Here is a 22,641-nt window from a genome sequence, read left to right as displayed (position 1 = left end):
CCAAACACCGCTTCGCGGCCTTCGTGATTCGCTCCTCATCCGTCAGGAGCTGCGCATTATACACTTTAACTTTTGCTTGTAAACCCTTAATTTTCAAAAAGTTTTTCAAGCAGCGCCTCGTCCTTTTGGCTGACCCTTCACTCCGGAAGAGGCGCGAACTATANGGATATGATCCGGGGCGCGCAAGTACTTTTTGAAAGTTTTTTCGCACACCCCGGAGAGGGCCTTAACGGACCTCAAACAGGTGGTACTTCTTCTTACCCAGACGGCAAATATAGAAGCGACCAAACATGGCCGCATCTTCCGCAAAGCACGCCGAGGTGTTGAGGTTATCGTCGGCGCCACACTCCCGGCCATTGATGACCACCGCATTGCGACCGAGCGCATCCTTGACCTGCTTGCCCGAGGTCGCCATACCCGCGTCAACCAGCAACTGGGTCAGCGGTTCATCCGCCAACGCCGCCCGACTCAACACCGAGAACGGCAGGCCATCCAGCTTCAGCTGCTCCAGATCCGCCTCACCCAAAGAACCCAGGTCGTGACTGAACAGCGCCTGGGTAATTCGGCGAGCGGCCTCAAGCCCTTCGTCCCCGTGAATAAGGGCCGTCATCTCTTCGGCCAGAACGCGCTGAGCCTCAGGACGCCCCTGGCGCTCCCGATCCTCATTCTCAATGCGCTCGATATCCTCCAGAGACAGGAAGGTAAAGTAGCGCAGNAACTTGTAGACGTCCGCATCCGCNGTNCCCAACCAGAATTGATAGAAGGCATAAGGNGACGTCTTGGCCGGATCCAGCCAGATCGTGCCACTTTCNGTCTTGCCGAACTTGGTGCCATCNGCTTTGGTCACAAGCGGCATGGTCAGACCGTANACCTGGCCACTATATAGACGNCGCGTGAGATCGATCCCNCCNGTNATATTGCCCCACTGGTCGCTNCCCCCTATCTGCAGGGTACANNTGTANCGATGATAGAGCTCNGCAAAGTCCAGGGACTGAAGCAACATATAGGTGAACTCNGTAAAGGAGATCCCCTCCCCTTCCCGCTCGATGCGCTGNCGCACNGACTCTTTGGANATCATGTTGTTGACCGCAAAGTGCTTACCCACATCCCGAAGGAAGTCGAGCACACTCATCTGACCAACCCAGTCGAGGTTNTTCACCACTTCGGCCGAGGTCNCNCCGCAATCAAAGTCGATNAACCGGCTCACCTGNCCCTTGAGCTTGTCCGCCCANTGAGCCACCACATNCGGTGTATTCAGCTTGCGNTCCTGGGCCTTGAAGCTTGGNTCNCCCACCAGGCCGGTNGCGCCNCCGACCAGGGCAATCGGCTTGTGGCCCGCGCGCTGAAAACGCTTCAGNGCCANCAATGGCACCAGGTGNCCTATATGNAGGCTGTCCGCCGTGGGNTCAAAGCCGCTGTATAGGGTCCGNCTGCCGCCTGCCAGATACTCCTTGAGGGCGTCTCCTCCCGACGTCTGGGAAACCAAACCGCGACTCTGGAGGTCTTGAAGCAAACCGGGATCGACTGCTGCCATTGCTACCATCTCTGAATGTTTGAACAGGACAGGCCCCGAGGGCCACCGAAAAAGGGCTGTCAAGATACCGAATCCGTGCACAAAAACAAGGGCGCGGNCCGTATTTTGGCTGAACCGGGAACGGCTCATCACTTTACTGGGTGCTATTACACCGGTTTTCTGTTATAACTGATGCTAACAGCCACANTTGCATAACGGGTTTAAGTTTTCCATGGAACCCTCTGAAAACACGAACAAAAAGCCGATAGCGGCNCTTTTGCGCCAATACCCACGGGGGCACGTGATTGCCGCNGGCTCACTGGTATTGGGGCTTTCCCTGCTTTTGGCCTTCTCATCCTCGGAGGGCACCAGCTCTTCGCGGCAAAGCCAGCCTATTGCGCTGAAACTGCCGGACACGGGTCAGGTCCTCGAGCTTGAGCCGACTTCTCTGGAGGCCCAGCCACCGTTTGAGGCNGCGGAAANCAGNCCCCAGCCTCAGNCACCNGAGCCTGAGCCAGAACCCCAGACGCTGACTTACACCACCTTCACCGTNAAGTCCGGCGACAGCCTGTCCGTACTGTTCAAGCGGGCCGGCCTGAGCGACCGGGACCTCTATGAACTGATCGACCAGGCACCCGAAGCCCGGGCCCTGCGCCGGATCATGCCGGGCAATGAAATCACCTTCGGCCTGACCCCCGAGGGCGAGCNGGAAGAGCTGGTTTATCAGCGTGACCAACTGCGGAGCCTTCGCTTCGCCCGTCAAGACGACGCNTTCGCTTCCGAAGAGCTTGAGCGCACCCCGGATGTACAGATTGCCTACCGGCGCGCCACCATTGACAGCTCNCTGTTTCTCGCCGGTCAACGGGCGGGAATGACAGACAACCTGACCATGGAGCTGGCCGGCATTTTTGGCTGGGATATCGACTTCATCCTGGACATCCGCCGCGGTGACACTTTCAGCGTCCTGTTCGAGGAGCACTTCCTCGACGGGGAGAAAATCGGCAACGGCCCAATTCTCGCCGCCGANTTCACCAACCGGGGCAAAACCTTCCGGGCGGTGCGCTACGTCAGTGCTGAAGGCGACGCGAACTACTTCACGCCGGAAGGCCGGAGCATGCGCCGGGCGTTTTTGCGCACGCCGGTTGAGTTCACGCGCATCAGCTCACCCTTCAATCCAAACCGGCGNCACCCGGTACTCAACACCATTCGGGCCCATAAAGGTACCGACTATGCCGCCCCCCGGGGTACGCCCGTCAAGGCGTCCGGTGACGGCCGTATCAAGCTGGCAGGCCGCAAGGGTGGCTACGGCAATACCGTGATCATTCAACACGGCCAGACTTACGAAACCCTTTATGCGCACCTGAACGCCTTTCACCGCAACATCCGCTCGGGCGTTCGGGTAAAACAGGGGCAGATCATCGGCTACGTCGGCTCTACCGGCCTGGCCACCGGCCCGCACTTNCACTACGAATTCTACGTCAACGGCTCGGTACGCAATCCGGTTACGGTCGAGCTACCCCAGGCAGAGTCTGTCCCNTCGTCAGAACTCGCGCGCTTCAAGTCCCAGGTCCAGCCAATCATGGCCGAGCTTGAGCAATACCATCGCGAGACCCAGCTGGCCAGCGTCGGCAACGAACTACGCGTGAACTGATGGCGGGCGCCGAGCTCTACATCGGCCTGATGTCCGGCACCAGCGCCGACGCCATTGATGCGGTGCTGGTGGATTTCAGCCAGCCACCCCTGAAGCTGCTGGCTCACCATAGTTCACCACTCCCCCCTGACACCCGGGCCGCGATTCACAAGCTGGCCCAACCCGGCGATGGCGAAATTGACCGCATGGGCGCTCTGGATCAACAGTTGGGGCGGGCATTTGCCCAAGCGGCACTTGAACTGCTCTCTCAGACCGGTATTGACCCNACCCGGGTCTCCGCCATCGGAAGCCATGGCCAGACCCTCAGGCACCGCCCGCCAGATGGCACCCNCTCCTCGAACGCCTTCACCCTACAGGTCGCGGACCCCAACCTCATTGCCCACCTGACAGGCATTACCACCGTTGCCGACTTTCGGCGCCGGGATATGGCGGCCGGGGGCCAGGGCGCTCCGTTGGTGCCGGCNCTGCATCAGACACTGTTTCATACCCCAGAGGCGGACCGCGCCATCGTCAATGTCGGAGGCGTTGCCAACCTGACATGGCTGCCCGCCCACGGGACCGTGCTNGGNTTTGACACCGGGCCCGGCAACAATCTGATGGACGCCTGGATTCAGCGCAGCCTTGGCAAAGCGTTTGATGAGGGCGGGCNATGGGCGGCCCAGGGACAGATTCAGGGAACNCTGNTGTCACGTTTGCTNGAGCACCCCTATTTCCGGNTNCCNCCNCCCAAAAGCACGGGGCCGGAGACCTTCCANNTGGGATGGCTGGATGACTGNNTGGAAGGGATGCCCGGGCCGATCCGGGCCGAAGACGTTCAGGCAACNCTNCTGATGCTTACCGCCCAGGGGATTGCNGCCAGNATTGACGGACTTTCCGCCGGGAANGCTCNTCGNGAGGTTTATCTGTGCGGTGGTGGCGCCCATAACCGACGCCTGCAGGAGGCANTNAAAGCNCTGCTGCCCGATTGNGTGNTCTCGGACACCAGCGCNNTGGGGCTTTCTCCGGACTGGGTGGAAGGCGTGGCGTTTGCGTGGCTTGCCCGGCAGAACCTGANAGGACTCAGCGGCAACCTCCCCTCTGTCACGGGTGCNGACAGCCCCCAGGTGCTGGGCGCNGTCTATCCGGGGCGGCCGTCAGCCGNNATCAGATAGAGAACGAAGACCCNCAGCCACAGGTGCTGGCCGCNTTGGGGTTTTCAACCACAAACTTCGCCCCCTGCAGATCCTCCCGGTAATCCACCNTGGCACCCATCAGNTAGGGGTAGCTCATGGCATCGACCAGCACNTTGACGCCCTCTTGCTCAACCACCGCATCGTCCTCTGCGGCCACTTCGTCAAAGGCAAAGCCGTACTGAAAACCGGAGCAACCACCCCCGGTAATGTAAACGCGGAGCTTGAGGTCAGGGTTNCCCTCCTCCTCCACGAGGCTTCGCACTTTGGCGACAGCGCTGGGACTTACTTCCAGCACGGCACCGGGAACAAACACTTCTGGCGCAGACATCAAAGACTCCAATCGTGACTCATTNNNGCATTATACGCTTTACCTGAGCGTTTTNGTCAAGTATTGGCGACCGCTTTCACGTCAGCCTCGGGCTCATCCGCCGATTCCGGNCCNGACAGNTTCTTGGTGCCGGNGGCNCCNCTGTANACCAGGCTGCCNTTGACCTGCGCCCCNTTGATCATNTCGATCAACTGGTAGTGGACATTGCCTTCCACANCCGCCTTGGCGGCGAGNTCAACGTGTTTGCTGGAAAATACATTGCCGGTCACATTGCCATTGATGATNACCATNGGCACCCGNATTTCCCCTTGGACCGAGCCCTTCTCGGCGACCACCANCTTGGCGTCATTGCCGCTGTCGGCNATGATATTNCCCTCGACCGTACCTTCGATCTGCAGGTCACCGGTAAAGTGCAGGTCGCCGACAACCTTGGTACCGCGCGAAATCAGAGTGTGATTGTTTGAAAATGCCATAGCGTTGCCTTTTTTACCCCACATAAACGACCTATTAAGTTAAAGCTCCTGCACCAACCAGCCGAATTTCTTTTCAACGGTTTCCGGGTTACGCCCGGTCGATCGTGCGACCAACTCGATGCGTTCCGGCTCGAACCCCTCCGGAAGCGTCAGTCGGCCTTCAATNTTCTGGAAATACCGGAAGCGCAGGCGAATGTCTTCCGACTCCACCTGATCNGAGAGCAGGTGGAGTGACAGGGTCTCCACGGTCTCGTTACGCCGCCCGACAATATTGAAATTCAGATACCCGCTGAGCACCTGGTGGTCTGTCGCCAACTGCTGTACCACCAGCTTGTACTCGAACTGCCGTGGCATNCCCGTCGCCAGCACGTTGAGCGACCCGATGGTCAGCCCGCTGTTGTTGGCACTGGGCGACATCAGCCCNCGATAGAAGGTGATGTCCTCCTCCAGCGCCGTTATTTCTTCCTTGAGTGCGATGACCTGGTTGCGCATCTCTTCGCTGGCCTGCTGATCCACCTCTGACCCCAGGCGCAGATTGGCCACCTGTTGGCGCAACTGTTCGGCCTCACCGGTCAGGCTGGCAACTTCCTTGCGCAACTTGTTGCGCTCGGCGACCGCATCAGCCTGCTGGGTTACCCCCAGATGATGGCCACCATAAAAGCTCCCGGCCACCGCCAGGCCCACGAGCAATAACAGCACCAGCGCCAGTAGCACCCGCCTCACCGGCCGGTAGGGAACCACGACCATGCGATACTGCTTGCTGCCTTTTACTTGCGCCATAGAACGTCAATCCACTCTGGAGAAAACTCGTTGGAATAACGGGCGATCAGGGCAGCAGCGCTACCAGATCCAGCCCCAGTGTTTCCTCAAAGCCAAACATAATATTCATGTTCTGGACCGCCTGCCCGGATGCCCCCTTGGTCAGGTTATCGATCACCGAAAGGACGACGAGGGTATCACGATCCTGGGGGCGAAAAACGGAAATACGGCATACATTGGAGCCTTTCACCGAACGGGTTTGTGGGTGCTCACCGGCGGGCATCACATCGACAAAGGGCTCATTGGCAAAGCGCTGCTCGTACAGCGCCTGCAGATCCGGCAGCTGATCCGGTGCCAGGGCGCGGCTGTACAGCGTGGCGTGAATGCCCCGGATCATCGGCAGCAGGTGCGGCACGAAGGTCACGCGAGCCGGTTCGCCACGGCCGCCCTGGATATCGTGAAGCCCCTGCTCGATCTCCGGCAGATGGCGATGACCTCCGGCGGCGTAGGCCTTGAAGCTGTCACTGACCTCGGTCAAGAGCGTATCCACCTTGGCCTGACGACCCGCACCGGTAGCGCCGCTGGCAGCACTGACGATCAAGTTGTCGGTGGCCACCAGCCCCTGTTCCAGGAGGGGCAGAAAACCCAGTTGGGCCGCGGTGGGATAGCAGCCCGGGCAGGCCACCAGCCGAGCCTGACGGATGGCCTCACGATTCACCTCTGGCAGGCCGTACACGGCCTCGGCCACCAATTCCGGGCAGCCGTGAGCCTGACCGTACCACTGGCCCCAGCGCTCGGTATCCCGCAGACGGAAGTCCGCCGACAGGTCCACCACTCGGGTATTGATTTCCAGCAGTGCGGGCATCAGGTTCTGGGCCACCCCGTGCGGCGTGGCGAAAAAGACCACGTCGCACTCGCCCAGACGCTTGACGTCCGGCTCGGAAAAACGCAGATCCGTATGCCCGCGCAGATTCGGATAGAGATCGGCCACCGCAATCCCGGCCTCGGCACGGGAGGTGATCACCGCCACCGTCACTTCAGGGTGCTTGACCAGCAAGCGCAGTAGCTCCACTCCGGTATAGCCGGTTCCGCCTACAATACCTACGTTAATCACTCGTCAACCTCTCTTCTGCCCATACGCCCATTCAGGATACCGCTTGGCTCCCCGGGGTTTAAACGGCCTATAATACGGACCTTAACGCCAAATCGAAAGTCGCCCGACACCTGAGGAGTCTGATGCCCACCGAGCCACCGCCCATTGAGCGCCTTCGCCAACGCCACCGGCAGGCGGCCGAGCGCTGGCGCAACCGCCTGGCTCATGTCGACGCGCTGCCCCAGTTGACCTTGCTGGGGCTGGCCAGCGGCATCCTCGCCGGCTCGGTAATCATCGGATTTCGTCTGCTGGTGGAAGGTAGCCTTGGGCACCAGCTACCCGGCCACGGCGAAAATTTCGAGGGCCTTCCCGCCCTGTTCCGCTTTCTGCTTCCCCTGGCGGGCGCCCTTGGACTTCTGGCCCTGCTCTATGCCGTCAGGGCCCCCTCCCGAGCCACCGGCGTGGGGCATGTGCTTGACCGGCTGCACAACCATCAGGGGTATCTGTCGTTTCGCAACGCCGGGGTTCAGTTCATCGGCGGCGCCCTGGCCCTGCTGAGCGGTCACTCCGCCGGGCGGGAGGGCCCGGCGGTGCACCTGGGCGCGGCCAGCGCCAGCAAGCTGGGCCAGTGGCTGCACCTGCCCAACAACAGCCTGCGCCCCCTGGTGGCCTGCGGCGTGGCCGCCGCCATTGCCGCTTCGTTCAATACTCCGATGGCGGGGGTCATATTCGCCATGGAAGTGGTTCTCATGGAGTACACCATTGCCGGCTTTATCCCGGTCATTCTGGCAGCTGTTGCCGGGACCACATTGACCCAACTGGCTTTCGGACCCGATATCGTCTTCATGGATGGCCAGCAGTTGACCGGCCACCTCAGTGAACTGCCCATCATGGCGGCCATGGGGGTCATTATCGCCCTGGCCGCCGCCACCTACATCAAGCTGCACAGTGGCTGCGCCCGCCACACCGGCCGCTGGCCCCTGTGGCTTCGGATTCCACTCGCCGGGCTGGTTGCCGGCCTGGGAGGCCTGTGGATTCCCGAGGTGATGGGCATGGGCTACGACACCATTGACGGCGCACTCACCGGGGAGCTGATCGGCCCCTCCCTCGCGTTGGTCCTGGTTGCCAAGCTGGTGATCACCGCTCTGGTGCTCGGCTTGGGGGTACCCGGCGGGGTCATTGGCCCCTCGCTGGTCATGGGCGCCTGTCTCGGCGGCGCCGCCGGGTATTTTGCCGCCATGCTCCCGGTTACGGTCAGCGAGCCCGGGGTTTACGCCATTGTAGGGATGAGCGCCATGATGGCGGCGGTCATCAACGCGCCCCTGGCCGCGATCATTGCCATCCTGGAACTGACGTACAATCCCGGCATCCTGTTTCCCGGAATGCTGGTGGTTGTGGTGGCCAGTCTGTCCACCCGCTGGCTGTTTCGCTGCGACGGGCTCTTTGCCACGCTGCTGGAGCAGGAGGGCAAAAGCAATCGTCCCAAGCTGATGCAGCAACTGCTGAGCCGCACCGGCGTGCGCAGCCTGATGCACCGCCGCTTCAGCCTGGCCTCGAGAGAGATCACTCAACGCGAGGCGCGTGAGTTGCTGAAGTTAAAGCCCGAGTGGATCGTTCTTCAGGACAAGAACCTGCTGCTCGAGCCGGCCTCGCTGGCTCAGCACCTGGAAACACTGGAAGCCGACCCGGACACGGCGCCCGCGGCGGACGAACCCGAGGCAGGCGAATATCTGGACCTTCTGGCCATTCCAGGCAGACGGGTGGAGATGATCGCCATCTCGCCCCTGGCCAACCTGTATGAGGCCTGGCAGGCTCTCAACCAGTCCCAGGTGGATGCCCTGTACATCCCGGCCCCCGGCGGCGGCATCACCGGGCTGGTCTCCCGGGAGCAACTGGAGTCTTATTACCGGCTGTAAAAGCCGGACATTGAGCTACCGATCACCCACCGACAACGGAACGCACTATGCTCTGGGTCAAAGCTTTTCACCTGATCGCCATCATCTGCTGGTTTGCGGCGCTGTTCTATCTGCCGCGACTGTTTGTCTACCACGCCATGAGCACCGACCAGATCAGTCGCGATCGCTTCAAGATCATGGAGCGCAAGCTGTATCGGGGCATTGGCACGCCCAGCCTGATTGCGACCGTGGCCTTAGGGCTGTGGCTCAGCAGCGGCAACTGGGATTATTATGCCCACAGCCTCTGGTATTGGATAAAAATGACACTCGTTGCGGTTCTGATGGTCTATCATTTTATCTGCGGTCAGTTCATCAAGCAGTTCCGGGATGACCGCTGCCAGCGTGGCCATGTGTTCTTTCGCTGGTTCAATGAGTTTCCCGTGCTCCTGCTGATCGGCATTGTGATCCTCGCTGTGGTCAAGCCATTGCACTGAATGTCGGGCGGGGGCCTGTACCAGGAGGACCCGTATGACGCCGATAGATGAGCAGGTGCCGATCGTGCTGGCACTGGCCAGCCACGACCCCTCCGGCTGCACCGGCATCCAGGCAGACATCGAAACCTGCGCCAGCCTCGGCTGCCACTGCACGTCCGTCATAACCGCCCTCTGTGCGCGGGACACCCGGGATGTGAAGGACATCCGGAGCATTCCCTCCAGCTTTCTGATTGAGCAGGTCAGAGCGGTTCTGGAGGACCTGCCGGTCAAGGCGGTCAAACTGGGCTTCCTCGGCCAGGTCAGCCATGTTGAGGCCATTCACACCATTCTGCAGGACTACCCTCATCTGCCCGTGGTACTGGAACCCGTCACCCAATTGGGCGACGGCCCCGCGGCCGAGGCCGAAGCGCTCCGGGACGCCACCAAAAGCCTGTTGCTGCCCTTGAGCACTCTGGCCACCCCGGATCTGGTGGAAGCCTACGAACTCGCCCAGCAGGGTGACACCCTGGACGCCTGCGCGCAGGAAATCCTGGAGTATGGCGGGGAGTACACCCTGATTACCGGCTCCCGCCGGACCCAGACCCACCACGAAAACCGGCTGTACAACAAAAAGGGACTCGTGCGGGAATACCGCTGGGAGCGTCTGAACGTTTTGAGCCATGGTGGTGGCGCCACGCTCTCGGCCAGTATCAGCGCTTATCTCGCCCACGGCCTGCGGCTGCTGGATGCGGTGGAGCAGGGCCAGAATTTCACCTGGCACGCGCTCGCCGCCAGCCGGCGCCTCGGGATGGGACACAGTATTCCCAATCGACTGTTCTGGGCCGACCGCAATCAGAGCGGCAATCGGGGGCCCGGCGGCGGCTGTTGAGCACCGGCGCTCGCCCTGGCACGTCGCCATTTTGCACCGACGCCATTTGCCGGTAAACTGCTCCGCTCACGCTGTGGAGCCGCTATGCCCTTGCACCCCCTGTACGCCATTGCCGATACCGCCGCCCTGGCGGAGCGACTGATCCCGGCCGCCGAAGCGGCGTTGCGCGGCGGGGCTCGATGGCTGCAATATCGGGATAAATCCGGCGATCAGGCCCGGCGCCTCCGGGAGGCCACCGCACTGCGCACCCTGTGTCTGAACCACGGCGCTCGCTTGATCATCAATGATGACCCCGAGCTGGCCCTGAGGGTACAGGCGGACGGAGTGCACCTCGGTCAAACCGACGGTGATCCCATGCGAGCCCGACAACGTTTAGGCTCCCGGGCGATCATCGGCGTTACCTGCCACGACTCCATCGCATTGGCGCAGCACGCCAAGCGGGCCGGCGCCAGCTACGTGGCGTTCGGGCGATTTTTCCCGTCCCGAACCAAACCCGATGCNCCGCCNGCGCCNGCCGACTTACTGACNCGGGCNCGCGCGGCGGTTGGCCTNCCNATTGTGGCCATTGGNGGCATCACTCTGGAAAACGGCGCCNCACTGCTGNNAGCGGGCGCCGACTGGCTGGCGGTCAGCCACGACCTGTTCAGCGCACCGGATATAGAACGCCGGGCGCGCANCTATCNAACCCTACCCTGCTGTAGAGAGGAAACCGCATTATGAGTCGATCCGAAGAGCTGTTCAGACTGGCCCAGAAACACATNCCCGGAGGNGTCAACTCTCCGGTGCGCGCCTTCAAGGCCGTCGGNGGCACNCCCCGGTTCGTCGAGCGGGCCGANGGGGCCTACTTCTGGGACGCGGACNGCCAGCGCTANATTGATTATGTGCAGTCCTGGGGACCGATGATTCTGGGCCACAGCTACCCCCCAGTTACCGATGCCGTCATCGAAGCGGCCCGCCACGGGCTGAGNTTCGGCGCGCCGACCGCCCGGGANACNGAGCTNGCCGACCTGCTGTGTGAGCGNGTTCCCAATATGGACATGGTGCGCCTGGTCAACTCCGGTACCGAAGCGACCATGAGCGCCATTCGACTGGCCCGNGCCTTCACNGGNCGGGACAAGATCGTCAAGTTCGAGGGCTGCTACCACGGCCACTCCGACTCACTGNTGATCAAGGCCGGCTCCGGCGCNCTNACNTTCGGNGTCCCGAGCTCNCCGGGCGTNCCNANNGCNCTGGCCGAACACACCATGACNCTGACCTACAACGANCCNGANCAGGTNCGNGAGGTNTTCCGCGANNTNGGNNGNGANATNGCCTGCATCATNGTCGAGCCCGTNGCCGGCAANATGAACTGCATTCCCCCGGTACCNGGCTTTCTGGAAACNCTGCGCGAGGTNTGCGATGNGTCCGGCGCGGTGCTGATNTTCGACGAGGTCATGACCGGTTTCAGAGTGGGGCCNAAGGGCGCTCANGGNCTGTTTGANGTCAAGGCNGANCTNATCACCCTGGGCAAAGTGATTGGCGGCGGCCTGCCCGTCGGNGCCTTCGGCGGTCGGCNAGACATCATGGAAATGGTNGCNCCGACCGGNCCGGTCTATCAGGCCGGCACCCTGTCGGGCAATCCTNTGGCNACCGCNGCGGGNGTCGCCACCTTGCGAGCNCTTGNGCANGAGGGNCTNTATGCGCAAATCACCGAACGCACNGAGCAGNTGACCCGCGGCATGCAGGCGGTNGCAGACGAGGCNGGCATNCCCTTCACNACCAACCATCGGGGCAGCATGTTCGGNTTCTTCTTCACCGATNCGCCGGAGGTGACCCGCTACGATCAGGTGATGAGNTGCGACACCGAGCGNTTCAACCGTTTCTATCACGGCATGCTCGAAGANGGCGTNTACCTGGCCCCCGCCTCCTACGAGGCAGGCTTCATGTCGGCGGCNCACNCCGAGGATGATATTGAGCAGACNCTCAGCGCNGCTCGCCGGGTTTTTGCCCGNCTGTAGNGTGNAAAANNNCCGCCAGAGGCNNTNAAGAGTTAACCATGCCACAATTTTTGGTGCCAGGACTTGCCTAAGNCGCGTGGAGCGCTTAATCTTGNCNNAGGTTCCTCAATCCTTGNGGCACTNGGCTNAGCNCGATNGGCCTGCTCGNTGTTTTCAGGAATCGATGTAGGGAACGAACGTGTTGTCACGGACTCTATTCGTTTCACCGACACTGTTTTTACGGAATGTAACTCTGTTCACCAAATTGGGAGAGAACGATGAACAATCTTTTGAAAAGCTTTCTGATTCTGATCGCCNCNACNGGNCTGCTCGTGGGCTGTAGCTCCACTTCCACNCAGGAAGAGCCTGTTGAAGAACCCACCGTCACCGANCCNGAGCCCGAGCCGGANCCCCAACCGGAACCCGAGCCCGAGCTGGACACCACCTTTTACTTTGACTTCGACAAGTCCACNCTGAAGCCNNANGCNCGNGCCACTCTGGTNGCTCACGCCGAGCGCCTGAANGAAAGNGGCGACCGTGTTCGTCTGGAAGGTCATGCNGATGAGCGTGGTTCACGCGAGTACAACATGGGCCTGGGNGAGCGTCGNGCCAAAGCCGTTCGTGACTTCCTGGTACTTCAGGGCGTACCGGCCAGCCGCATCGAAACCGTCAGCTACGGTGAAGAGCGTCCCGCNGTTCAGGGTAGCAATGAAAGCGCCTGGGAACAGAACCGTCGTGTNGAGCTGAAGTAAGTCGCTCACTCAANGCACGAAAAAACGGCGCCTTATCGGCGCCGTTTTTTTTGGTGGGAACACTTGCAGGGATGTAATACCCANTGGGTAAGCCTCAGCGGTCAGGACGACGCGCGCACCACCAGNTCGGTCTTCAAGACTTCGGACGTCACCGGNTGCCCCTTCACCAACGCCATCACNTTCTGGACCAGCAGNTTCCCGCCCCGATGAATATCCTGGCGCACGGTCGTCAGAGGCGGATTGAAATAGGGGGCNATGGGGATATCATCAAACCCCACTACCGCAACGTCATCGGGCACCCGGATACCTTTNTCCTGCAGCGCCTTGATCGCGCCCATCGCGATATTNTCGCTGGCGGCAAAAATCCCATCGAANTCGAGCCCTTCCTCCAACAACTCAACCACATGCTGATACCCGGANTCAATGGAAAACGCCGCCTGNACATGGTGCTCCTGGGACGACAGTCCGGCCTCGGTCAGCGCATCAAAGTACCCNTGAAAACGCCCCTGNATTTCCGGNTGCGCCACATCTCCGAGAAANAACATCCGNCGGCAACCGCGCCCTATCAGGTGACGACTGGCCAACTGCCCCCCCATGTAGTTATCACTGCCGACNATGCAGTAGTTCGCNTCGGGTTCGCGCGCGCCCCAGACGACAATNGCATCCCCTTCCTTNTGCAACTGGCGNAGCGGCGCATCATCACGCCCCTGACCGATCACAATGATGCCGTCGGCGCGACGNGAGCCCAGCAAGTGCGCATGCCAGTCCTCCGGTGATACCGCATTGCTCGAGAACAGCAGGCTGTATTGATGCTCGTTCAGTTCATCCGCAATAGCACCGATCATATCCATCATGAACGGNTCAGAGAANGTCTGNCCGTCCACGCTCTCGGCNTTGATCACCAGAGCAATGGTATGGCTGCGCTGCAGGCGCAGATTCCGGGCGCCGGTATTGACCTTGTAATTCATTTCCCGGGCGAGCGCCTGAACCTTTTCGCGGGTTTTGATATTCACCGCNGGGTTATTGTTCAGGGCACGGGATACCGTTGACTCCGACACCCCCGCTCGGCGGGCGATGTCNGCGATGGATACAGGTTCCTGAGGTTTTCGTCGGGACATGGTCATTTTCCGGTCAAGCGACAGGTGGGCTGACAGGCCCACCCCGCACGATTGTCATCNGGACCATCTTAAAGTACCGGTCAGATACTTGTATAGCCGCGATTACCCTTCCNGNGCGTCGGCCCGGTCGGTTTCACGCTTCAANCCCCGGAGCAGAATCAGAATCAGGGCCATGGGTACCAGCGCCATATAAAACGCGACCTGTCCGGTAAACTGNCCNAACACAATGCCCGTCAACATNGACCCGGTCGTTCCACCCAGGGCCGAAAAAATGATGATCAAGCCNGCCATGGACGATTGCTGATGCAGCGGCAGGGAGCTCAACACCACCGAGCTCAGCGCCGGATAGATCGGCGCCATGAACAGNCCNATCAGNGGAAAAATATACGCGGCCANCGGGAGNTTGAGCCAGCCCACATCCGGTTCCACCGTCACGTTNTANGACAGCGGCAAGGTCAGAATCACCAACAGGCCCATGGCNACCACGCAGACGCTGAGCAACACATACCAGTTGATACCGCGCAGCAGCACNCCCGCCCCCANNCGCCCGATGGCCAGGCACAGCGCAAAAATGCTGGTCACCTGCACGCTGATGGCGCTGGGCAGGTTGAGCACCTGATTGTTGAACGTCGGCAACCAGGTGCCAATGCCCTGCTCGATCAGGACGTANAGAAAGACCGATGCCACNAAAATGTACACCANGGGGCGGGCGGTCAGCTTCAGCATNGCCAGAAAGTCCTGACCAAAGTTGGCCGCGGCCGGCTGCACCTTGTCTTCACCAAAGCGGATGAANGCCATNACCACCAGGTTGAACCCACAGATGCCCGCCAGCCACCAATANGTNTTGAGCCAGTTCATNCTCTCGGGACGATCCGAGTCAATGAANAAGCTGAACACCCAATAGCCGGACAACACCCCCAGCATGAACACCCCCTCGATGGCGTTCATCAGGCTCGCATGGGCCTGCTTTTCCGGCGCCAGGATCCCGATACTGGCATAGACCGACACCTTGATCAGCGCAAACGACGAGCCGATNGCCAGAAACAACATTTTGGTGGCCCAGAAACTGCTCAGAATCGGCATCGACAGACAGGCCAGCAATACCACCCCCAGGCCGATCATCATCGCACGCCGGTATCCCAGCCGTGGCAGAAAGGACGCGACCAGAAAGGACACCACTGCAATGGGAATATCCTTGAACCCTTCCAGCAGCGCCGCGCTCTCCTTGGTGACGCCNAAGCTGTTGATGGATTGCAGGATCACCACTCCGACACTGTTCAGCAACAGACCGAACAGAAAGTAGTTGAGCATCAGTACCAGAATAATCAGGCGTTTATTCATTGTTATGAACCTTCGAANGCGCCCCGCAAGACGCCTGCGTGGACCTGANCCGAAACCCCNGGGGTTCGGCCCCCGATAGACANCACACCCGGCACCGGCGATGGCACCTGTTGCNNTGTTCANCCAATAATAGCAGCAAAATAACCAATTGCAATCGATTGCAAGNATGCTAAACTTNCTCTAAANGGTCCCGTCCGGATCGCCGCCGGCTTCACCGCGGCCCGACAGACCACTTTGGTTCACTCTATCGATAACGGGTAACGACAGCCATGCAACACAGCTCTCGCGCATCGGATCGCTACGGCCTCAACCCCTGGCGCATCACCGAGACCGGCTTTCACGCCGATGACTACGGACTAAACGCCACTCTGTTTGCGTTGGGCAACGGGTATGTTGGCCTGCGCGGCACCTTCGATGAAGGATTCGCCGCCGGCGCCGCCGAATCCGGGTGCTACCTGAACGGCGTGTACTACTCAGAGCCCATCACCTACGGCGAGCAGGCCTATGGCTACGCCAAAAACAACCAGCGAATTGCCTCCGCCGCCCTTCCCCATGAGCTGGGCCTNACNCTGGATGGCGTTGCCGTCGANTTCAGTGAGGGTGAACTTNTTGAGCACCAGCGCGAGCTGGAGCTGGATAACGGTCTGGTCAGTCGTCAGTGGCGCTGGCGCGCCCCGAGTGGCCAGATNCTCCGGTTGGCCAGCCGCCGCCTGGTGTCCCTGACCGAGCGNCAGTTGGTCNTCATGGAGTATCGGCTGTCNCTGGAGTCCGGNACCGGCGAACTGGGCGTGACCTCGAGCCTGGACGCCACCCCCGCCGCCTCCGCGGACAGCGATGACCCCAGGGTCGGCGCNGGGGTCAATATNGAAGACCTGGAGCCCCGCATCCAGACCGCACAGGACGGACGGCTGACCCTGAGCCACCATCTGAAAAGCAGCGGTTTNACGCTGAGCAGCGCCGCCGGCCACCGCCTGGAAGGAGCGANCGTNAGCGCGCCGNCACACGACACCGACGACTTCCGGGCCACCTGTCGATANCAGGTGACGTTGACCCCCGAGGCGCCCCTGGTGCTCACCAAGTACGTCGTTTACGGCCATGGCGGCGACGANGCGCCAGACCTCAATGACCTGCTGGCCCGGTGCGAGCAGCGGTCGTTTGACGACTATGCNCGGGATCAGCGCGCCGCCATGGATGCCTTCTGGGCGAGCTCGGATATCGAGGTGGGCGGAGATCCCGCTTTGCAACANGGGCTTCGCTTCAATCTGTTCCACCTGTTCCAGTCTCTGGGGCGNGACCCCGGCACCAATATCGCCGCCAAGGGNCTCACCGGCCACGGCTACGACGGCCATTACTTCTGGGACAGTGAAATCTATATCCTGCCCTTTTTTCTTTATACCCAGCCGCAGCTGGCGCGCAACCTGTTGCTCTATCGACACAGCATTCTGGATGCCGCCCGCGCCCGGGCGCGGGAGCTGGCCATTCCCAAAGGCGCGTTGTTCCCCTGGCGCACCATTGGCGGGGAAGAGTGCTCCGCCTATTATCCGGCGGGCACGGCCCAGTTTCATATCAACGCCGATGTCGCCTATGCGGTCAAGCAGTACCACGAAGCCACCGGGGACGATGACTTTCTGATTGAGGCCGGCGCCGAAGNGGTGCTGGAGAGCGCCCGACTGTGGCCCGCCATCGGGCACTACAACGCCCATCGGGGCGATCAGTTCTGCATCAACGAAGTCACTGGGCCGGACGAATACACCGCCCTGGTGAACAACAACTTTTTCACCAACGCCATGGCGCAGGCCCATCTGCGCTATGCGGTCGAGCTGTACCAGTGGCTGAAAGACCAGGCGCCCGCAAAAGCCAAGGAGCTGTACCGGGCCATGGCACTGGANGAGCGGGAGGTGGCCGACTGGGCGCAGGCGGCGGAGCGCATGTATCTGCCCTATGACGAAAGCCAGGGCATCCACCTGCAGGACGACAGTTTCCTCGACAAACCCCGCTGGGACTTTGAGCACACGCCCGCGGACCACTACCCGCTGCTGCTGCACTACCACCCGCTGACCATCTACCGTCACCAGGTCTGCAAACAGGCGGACACNGTGCTCGCGCTGTTCCTGCTCAGCGACCAATTCAGCCGGGAGCAGAAAAAACGGGATTTCGACTTTTACGAACCCATCACCACCCACGACTCCACCCTGTCCGCCTGCATGCACAGCATTCTGGCCAATGAGGTGGGCTACCCGGACAAGNCCCGCCACTACTTCGAACAGGTGGCGCGGATGGATCTGGACAATCACCACCGCAACACCCAGCACGGCATTCATACCGCCTGCATGGGGGGTACCTGGTTGTGCCTCGTGCAGGGTTTCGGTGGCATGCGNTTGCAACATCATCAGTTGATGTTCAACCCCACCTTACCCAAGGGCCTGAGCCACTACCGNTTCAAGGTGCGGGNTCAGGGCCGGCTGATTGAGGTCAGCGTCGATGCCTCCCAGGCGCACTATCAACTGCTCGAAGGCGCCCCCATCACCCTTCAACATGGCGAGCACACCATTGCCCTGGNGCAAGACCAGGCGCCTGTCGCCGCCCCACTGAGGAGTCCCACCCNATGACCGCTTACCGAGCTGCTATATTTGACTTGGATGGTGTNATTGCCGATACCGCCCGCCTTCATTTGGCCGCCTGGCAGCAACTGGCCGAAGAAGAGGGGTTTCGCTTGCCGGCCGACGCCGATGAGCGACTCAAGGGCGTGGATCGGATGGCATCGCTCGNGATTGTTCTGGAGGGCGCTTCCCGCCCATATCGGGAGGACGAAAAGCTNGCCCTGGCGGACCGCAAAAACCAGCGCTACCAACAACTGGTCACTCAATTGACCCCGGCGGACCTGTTACCGGGGGCGGCGCAGCTCCTGGATCAATTGGCCGAGTGGAACATTCCAATGGCGCTGGCCTCCGCCAGTAANAACGCCCGGGCGGTGATTGACGGACTCGGCATCGCCCACCGCTTTGATTACATTGCCGATGCCGCACGGGTNAAACACCCNAAACCCGACCCGGAGATTTTTACCCTGGCGGCTCGGGGATTGGGTGTTGAACCGGCCCTGTGTGTGGGCATTGAAGATGCCGCGGCGGGCGTTACCGCCATCAAGCGGGCCGGCATGTACGCCGTTGGCATTGGCGATGACAGGGTACTGGCGGAAGCCGACCAGTGCGTCCCGAGCCTGGCNGACTTCCGTCCGGATTCGTGCTTTGAGGCCCGCCGCTGAGCGGCGGAGCCCGAAACCCGGCCCCGAATTGGCGCCAAAAACCGTAACCGGTATCAGAATCAGACGTTATATAGGGATCACTCAGTTATTATGAAATCGTTTGTAAAAATAATTTGCAATCGATTGCAATACGGAGTTAGCTGAACTAAGCTAAAAATCGAGCGCGGNGGAATACCCCTCNNGCGCCCCGAGCCGGGCGCNTCCAAAAGAGGTNCCCCCATGGAGAGAACAANACAGGCAACACCGAGAGAGACAAAAAATATCGGACCGTCCAACAGCGACCGGCCCAGCTGNGCTCANCAACGACCAACAATACGTCCAACAATAATGACCCGCATCGCGGGGAGGAGAAATGCCATGATGACCCAGAAGCCTCTGGCCCGAACACTCAACGCCCTGAAGCACTCACGCCGCCCGGTACTGTGGCTTGGNTCAATGGCCGCGCTGGCGCTGGCCGTTCCGGCCCAGGCCCAGGAAGCCGAGCAGCAACCCGCCATGGGCCCCATTGAAGAAGTGGTGGTCACCGGTACGCCCGGGGGTGCCGCCATGCGCAAGCTGGACGCCAGCTTTGCCATTTCCACCGTCAGTGCCGAAGACATCAAGCGCAANGCNCCNTCCAGTACCGCCGACCTGCTGAAAACGGTCCCCGGCGTCTGGGTTGAGAGCTCCGGCGGNGTNTCCGGGGCAAACATTTTCGTTCGCGGTTTCCCGAGTGGCGGTGATGCCGANTTTGTCACCGTTGCCGTCAACGGCCTGGCCGTTTACCCACCGCCCACCCTCTCCTTTCTGGAAAACTCCACGATCTTCCGCGTNGATGAAACCATCGAGCGCATGGAAGGCCTGCGCGGCGGTCCCAACCCGGTTTACTCCAACGGNCAGGTCGGTCTGACCACCAACTTCATTCTGAAAGAGGGCGGCCCNGATACCGANGGCGTNCTNAAGTACTCCACCTCCGATTTCGGCNTGCAGCGGGTGGACGGCATGGTCAGCGGCGAGCTGAGCGACGACCTCTACTACATGATCGGCGGNTATGTGAGCTCCTCCGAAGGTATCCGTGAAGCCGGGTTCGATGCCGAGGAAGGCAACCANTTCACCATCAACCTCACCAAGCGACTCGATAACGGCAAGATCAACCTGTTCCACCGCGCGACCGATGANCACGGCACCTGGTACCTGCCGGTGGCNCTNCAGGACAGCGACGGCAACCCCACCGGGATTGACGCCAGCTACACTCAGGTCGGNCCNGCCAACCGCAATGTNCTGGTGCCCTACAGNGGCAGCGANGGCATGGGTGGCACTGAAACCACCTTCGAAATGCGCGACATGGGTAANGGGCGCGGCTGGGACGGCAGCGTGACCGGCGGCTCGATCGAGCTGGACCTGGCCAACGGCTGGACCTTNACCGACCGCTTCGGGCTCACCAAGGGNGATGCCGATACCTACGGTTTCGTNCCGGACGGTGCGGCGGTAACCATGGGCAGCCTCAATGGCGGACTGGCCGGCACCACCATCNCGGGTGNCGAAGTGGCCGCCAACNCNCTNGTNCAGCGGTTCGGTCCCTGGGTGGTGGAAAAAGACATCGAAGCGTTCAGCAANGACCTGAGTCTTGCCAAGCAGTGGGACGACTACAAGTTGACCNTGGGCTACTACGCCTCNACCTGGGAAGTCGANGANATCTGGTCCATCGGTAACTCCAANTACTANGAGNTNGGCCAGAATGGTNAGATGATCANCCCGGACAGCGTGGACGANGCCTGCCANGACTTTGANCAGACNACCTGCGGNTTCAANTACGATGTGGACGCCATCGGTGANGCCCGNGAAAACGCCTTCTACATGGCNGGGGAAACCTACCTCGGCGANCTGACCCTGGATGCCGGTGTGCGCGTGGTGACCCGCGAAACCACCTACTCGGTAGACGATGGNGCCCGNGACGGTATTNCGGATCTGACCCTGGACACCGAAGAAGACAAGGTNACCTACACCGCCGCCGCCAACTGGGCACTGACCGAAGATTCGGGCGTATTTGTGCGCATCAACGACGGGGTGAANTTCCCGGACTTCGACGCCTATCGTGACTTCCGCGGTGACTTCCAGAATGGCTCGGATCTGATCATTGATGTCCAGCAGTACGAACTGGGCTACAAGCTGTCCCAGGCCAATTACTCTCTGTACGCCACCGGCTTCATGAACGAAACCAAAGGGCANCCGTTCGGCAACGTCGCGCTGAATGATTTCGATCGCCTGGAAACCGAAGCCATGGGTGTGGAACTGGACGGTAACCTCTACTTCGGTGAGTTCGAACTGACCCTGAACGCCACCNTGCAGGACACCGAGATCAAGAGCGGTGACGATGCCGGCAACAGCGTCCAGCGCCAGCCGGACTCNCAGATCCGCCTGTCACCGAGCTACAACCTGTCCTTCGCCAACGGTGTGGATGCNGTGGTCTACGGTACCGCCAGCATCATCGGCGACCGCTACAGCGACAACGGCAACATCAANAAGCTGCCCAGCTACGAGAAGTTCGATCTCGGTGTGATTGTGAATGTCGAGAATCTGGAGTTCCAACTGGCGGTGGATAACCTTACCGATGAAGAAGCGCTGACCGAGGGCGACCCGCGGGCCGCTGGGGTATCGGCCAACGGCCGGTACATTCTGCCGCGCAACGTGAAGTTCTCCATCGGCTATCAGTTCTGACAGGTAACCTCCTGCATAGACCTTAGCCAGTGTCTATCGCTTCGGGGACTGTGCGCTTCGCGCCAGTCCCCTTTTTTATGTCACCTTATTGAACCACGGTATTCCGGCTTACAGATAGACCTCCTCCCTCCGGCTTTCCGCCTTGCGACGCATCAATTCCGCTTTTTCAGGCAAGGCCCGCTGGTCATAGATCTCCGCTGCCAGGGCGTAGAACCTCGGCTCCTCGGCCTGGCGCGCAATCGCCTGTTCCAGGTATCGCTCGGCCTGGGCAAGATCGCCATTGGCAAGCTGCTCGCGAGCCAATGAATACAGATAATAGGGGTTACTGTTGCGATGCTTGCGCACCCGTTCCAGGAAATACGCGGCTTTGTCCGTCTCACCCTCGGCCTCGTACAGGCTGGCGAGATTGCTCATCAGGGATAGGTCTCCCGGCGCCAGTGTCAGGCCTTGCCGGTAGGCCACTTCCGCGGCACCATTCACGCCCATGCGTTTGTACAGGGTTCCCAGGTTGTTCCAGAGGTAGCTCTGCCGGTCATCCAGTTGCAATGCTCTGCGCAGGTGCAGAAAGCCCTGGCGTCGGTCGCCGGCGGCCACCCGCTCCATCCCCAGGTTATTGTAAAACTGCGCGGCCACCACCCGGTCACCGATCACTTTCTGCTCGTACACCGGGCTGTAACGCTCCATTTCCAGGTCGATCACCAGTTCCTCACCGCGGGGCAGCATGACCTTGGCATTCACGTGGCGGAACAGGAGGAAAGACTCGCCATCCCGAAAATCCCACACCGGCGGTACCTGCACGTCGTTGACCTCAGCGTTCAGGCCGATGTGCCGGGCCATGGCCACATACATCAGGGTGAAGCTGAGGCAGTTCACCTCGCGCCGCTCAAAGGCACGCGCTGCGGTGGTGGTATTCAGCGCGGTATAGCGCATGCCCAGCCCACCGGCCATCGGGGAGGACAGCAGTGCCCGGTGCAGCGCCTCCGCCCGCTGGTCCGGGTGGCGATATTGCAGCGCGACTTCTTCCGCCACCACCCGCATCATGGGCGAGAGCGTCATCAGGTCATAGGGAGGCAATTCGTTATCGGCGGGCGGCTCGTCAAACAACAGCTCGCCGGAAAGGACCTGNTCAAGGTCCCGGGAGGAAGGCGCCTGCACCCACTCAGGCAGGGGCTCCATGTGGCTGCAGGCGCCGAGCAGCAGAACAAAGGCCGCAGGGGCCCAAGGTATGCGCATCGAGACACCTCTCGCA

19 protein-coding genes are annotated in these 22,641 nt (G+C 61.0%); 11 read left to right on the top strand and 8 right to left on the bottom strand.

Features of this window, described 5'->3' with window-relative positions:
• Positions 1–226: 226 nt before the first annotated feature.
• A complete protein-coding gene (tyrS, locus tag CMG77_RS07055; RefSeq protein WP_286903871.1) occupies positions 227–1,534 on the bottom strand; it encodes a tyrosine--tRNA ligase in 1,308 nt (435 codons plus the stop codon).
• A gap of 211 nt (positions 1,535–1,745) precedes the next feature.
• Between tyrS and CMG77_RS07050 the strand changes: the two genes are divergently transcribed.
• Both CMG77_RS07050 and CMG77_RS07045 read left to right on the top strand, forming a co-directional pair.
• On the top strand, positions 1,746–3,164 hold the full coding sequence (locus CMG77_RS07050; protein WP_502691774.1) for a peptidoglycan DD-metalloendopeptidase family protein: 1,419 nt from the start codon (positions 1,746–1,748) through the stop codon (positions 3,162–3,164).
• The gene (locus tag CMG77_RS07045) at positions 3,164–4,315 is read left to right on the top strand and encodes an anhydro-N-acetylmuramic acid kinase (RefSeq protein ID WP_286903867.1); all 1,152 of its coding nucleotides are present in this window, start codon (positions 3,164–3,166) and stop codon (positions 4,313–4,315) included. Before CMG77_RS07050 ends, CMG77_RS07045 begins: the two co-directional genes overlap by 1 nt.
• On the opposite strand, the gene erpA is transcribed toward CMG77_RS07045, so the two are convergent.
• The 4 genes from erpA to argC form a co-directional block, all read right to left on the bottom strand.
• The gene (gene erpA, locus CMG77_RS07040; protein ID WP_286903865.1) at positions 4,308–4,664 is read right to left on the bottom strand and encodes an iron-sulfur cluster insertion protein ErpA; all 357 of its coding nucleotides are present in this window, start codon (positions 4,662–4,664) and stop codon (positions 4,308–4,310) included. The two genes, CMG77_RS07045 and erpA, sit on opposite strands and share 8 nt — an antisense overlap.
• A 56-nt stretch (positions 4,665–4,720) precedes the next feature.
• Positions 4,721–5,137: a bactofilin family protein gene (locus CMG77_RS07035; protein ID WP_286903863.1), complete on the bottom strand. Its 417-nt coding sequence runs from the start codon at positions 5,135–5,137 to the stop codon at positions 4,721–4,723.
• A 39-nt stretch (positions 5,138–5,176) separates the two neighbouring features.
• Positions 5,177–5,884: a DUF6776 family protein gene (locus CMG77_RS07030; protein WP_502691780.1), complete on the bottom strand. Its 708-nt coding sequence runs from the start codon at positions 5,882–5,884 to the stop codon at positions 5,177–5,179.
• A gap of 79 nt (positions 5,885–5,963) precedes the next feature.
• On the bottom strand, positions 5,964–7,010 hold the full coding sequence (gene argC, locus CMG77_RS07025) for an N-acetyl-gamma-glutamyl-phosphate reductase (RefSeq protein WP_286807535.1): 1,047 nt from the start codon (positions 7,008–7,010) through the stop codon (positions 5,964–5,966).
• A gap of 122 nt (positions 7,011–7,132) precedes the next feature.
• Between argC and CMG77_RS07020 the strand changes: the two genes are divergently transcribed.
• From CMG77_RS07020 to pal, 6 genes are all read left to right on the top strand, one after another.
• Positions 7,133–8,905: a chloride channel protein gene (locus CMG77_RS07020; protein ID WP_286876089.1), complete on the top strand. Its 1,773-nt coding sequence runs from the start codon at positions 7,133–7,135 to the stop codon at positions 8,903–8,905.
• A gap of 47 nt (positions 8,906–8,952) precedes the next feature.
• A complete protein-coding gene (gene hemJ / locus CMG77_RS07015; RefSeq protein WP_286807530.1) occupies positions 8,953–9,378 on the top strand; it encodes a protoporphyrinogen oxidase HemJ in 426 nt (141 codons plus the stop codon).
• 34 nt (positions 9,379–9,412) lie between these two features.
• Complete coding sequence (gene thiD, locus CMG77_RS07010) at positions 9,413–10,246, top strand: bifunctional hydroxymethylpyrimidine kinase/phosphomethylpyrimidine kinase (RefSeq protein ID WP_286807528.1); 834 nt, start codon at positions 9,413–9,415, stop codon at positions 10,244–10,246.
• Between the two features lie 84 nt (positions 10,247–10,330).
• Complete coding sequence (gene thiE / locus CMG77_RS07005; protein ID WP_286903861.1) at positions 10,331–10,966, top strand: thiamine phosphate synthase; 636 nt, start codon at positions 10,331–10,333, stop codon at positions 10,964–10,966.
• Entirely contained in the window at positions 10,963–12,243 is a 1,281-nt protein-coding gene (gene hemL, locus CMG77_RS07000) for a glutamate-1-semialdehyde 2,1-aminomutase (RefSeq protein ID WP_286903860.1), read from the top strand. The genes thiE and hemL overlap by 4 nt, the downstream gene beginning before the upstream one ends.
• Before the next feature lie 257 nt (positions 12,244–12,500).
• Entirely contained in the window at positions 12,501–12,974 is a 474-nt protein-coding gene (gene pal, locus CMG77_RS06995; protein ID WP_286903859.1) for a peptidoglycan-associated lipoprotein Pal, read from the top strand.
• Between the two features lie 101 nt (positions 12,975–13,075).
• Here pal and CMG77_RS06990 read toward each other — a convergent pair whose 3' ends face one another.
• Positions 13,076–14,092 (bottom strand): LacI family DNA-binding transcriptional regulator, encoded by a 1,017-nt coding sequence (locus tag CMG77_RS06990; protein ID WP_286903858.1) that lies wholly within the window; start codon positions 14,090–14,092, stop codon positions 13,076–13,078.
• A gap of 102 nt (positions 14,093–14,194) precedes the next feature.
• Positions 14,195–15,403: an MFS transporter gene (locus CMG77_RS06985; RefSeq protein WP_502691779.1), complete on the bottom strand. Its 1,209-nt coding sequence runs from the start codon at positions 15,401–15,403 to the stop codon at positions 14,195–14,197.
• Positions 15,404–15,702: 299 nt separating this feature from the next.
• Between CMG77_RS06985 and CMG77_RS06980 the strand changes: the two genes are divergently transcribed.
• The 3 genes from CMG77_RS06980 to CMG77_RS06970 all read left to right on the top strand — a co-directional run bounded on the left by CMG77_RS06980 (position 15,703) and on the right by CMG77_RS06970 (position 21,392).
• A complete protein-coding gene (locus tag CMG77_RS06980; protein WP_286903856.1) occupies positions 15,703–18,042 on the top strand; it encodes a glycoside hydrolase family 65 protein in 2,340 nt (779 codons plus the stop codon).
• Positions 18,039–18,695: a beta-phosphoglucomutase gene (gene pgmB, locus CMG77_RS06975; protein WP_286903855.1), complete on the top strand. Its 657-nt coding sequence runs from the start codon at positions 18,039–18,041 to the stop codon at positions 18,693–18,695. Before CMG77_RS06980 ends, pgmB begins: the two co-directional genes overlap by 4 nt.
• A gap of 219 nt (positions 18,696–18,914) precedes the next feature.
• Positions 18,915–21,392 carry a TonB-dependent receptor gene (locus CMG77_RS06970; RefSeq protein ID WP_502691773.1) on the top strand — a complete coding sequence of 826 codons (2,478 nt, stop codon included), beginning with the start codon at positions 18,915–18,917 and terminating at the stop codon, positions 21,390–21,392.
• Between the two features lie 108 nt (positions 21,393–21,500).
• Here CMG77_RS06970 and CMG77_RS16140 read toward each other — a convergent pair whose 3' ends face one another.
• Positions 21,501–21,995, bottom strand: a complete 495-nt coding sequence (locus CMG77_RS16140; RefSeq protein ID WP_502691778.1) for a tetratricopeptide repeat protein — start codon at positions 21,993–21,995, stop codon at positions 21,501–21,503.
• Positions 21,996–22,641: the final 646 nt, after the last annotated feature.

It is taken from the genome of Marinimicrobium sp. (genome assembly GCF_002695945.1).
GTDB classification, from domain to species: Bacteria; Pseudomonadota; Gammaproteobacteria; order Pseudomonadales; family Cellvibrionaceae; genus Marinimicrobium; species Marinimicrobium koreense.
This window is presented reverse-complemented; position numbering and strand designations above follow the sequence as displayed.

Bases quoted from the DNA above. Each gene is read 5' to 3' on its own strand.
- CMG77_RS07020 (WP_286876089.1), top strand. From the start codon at position 7,133: ATGCCCACCGAGCCACCGCCCATTGAGCGCCTTCGCCAACGCCACCGG.
- hemJ (WP_286807530.1), top strand. From the start codon at position 8,953: ATGCTCTGGGTCAAAGCTTTTCACCTGATCGCCATCATCTGCTGGTTT.
- CMG77_RS16140 (WP_502691778.1), bottom strand. From the start codon at position 21,995: ATGGAGCGGGTGGCCGCCGGCGACCGACGCCAGGGCTTTCTGCACCTG.
- thiD (WP_286807528.1), top strand. From the start codon at position 9,413: ATGACGCCGATAGATGAGCAGGTGCCGATCGTGCTGGCACTGGCCAGC.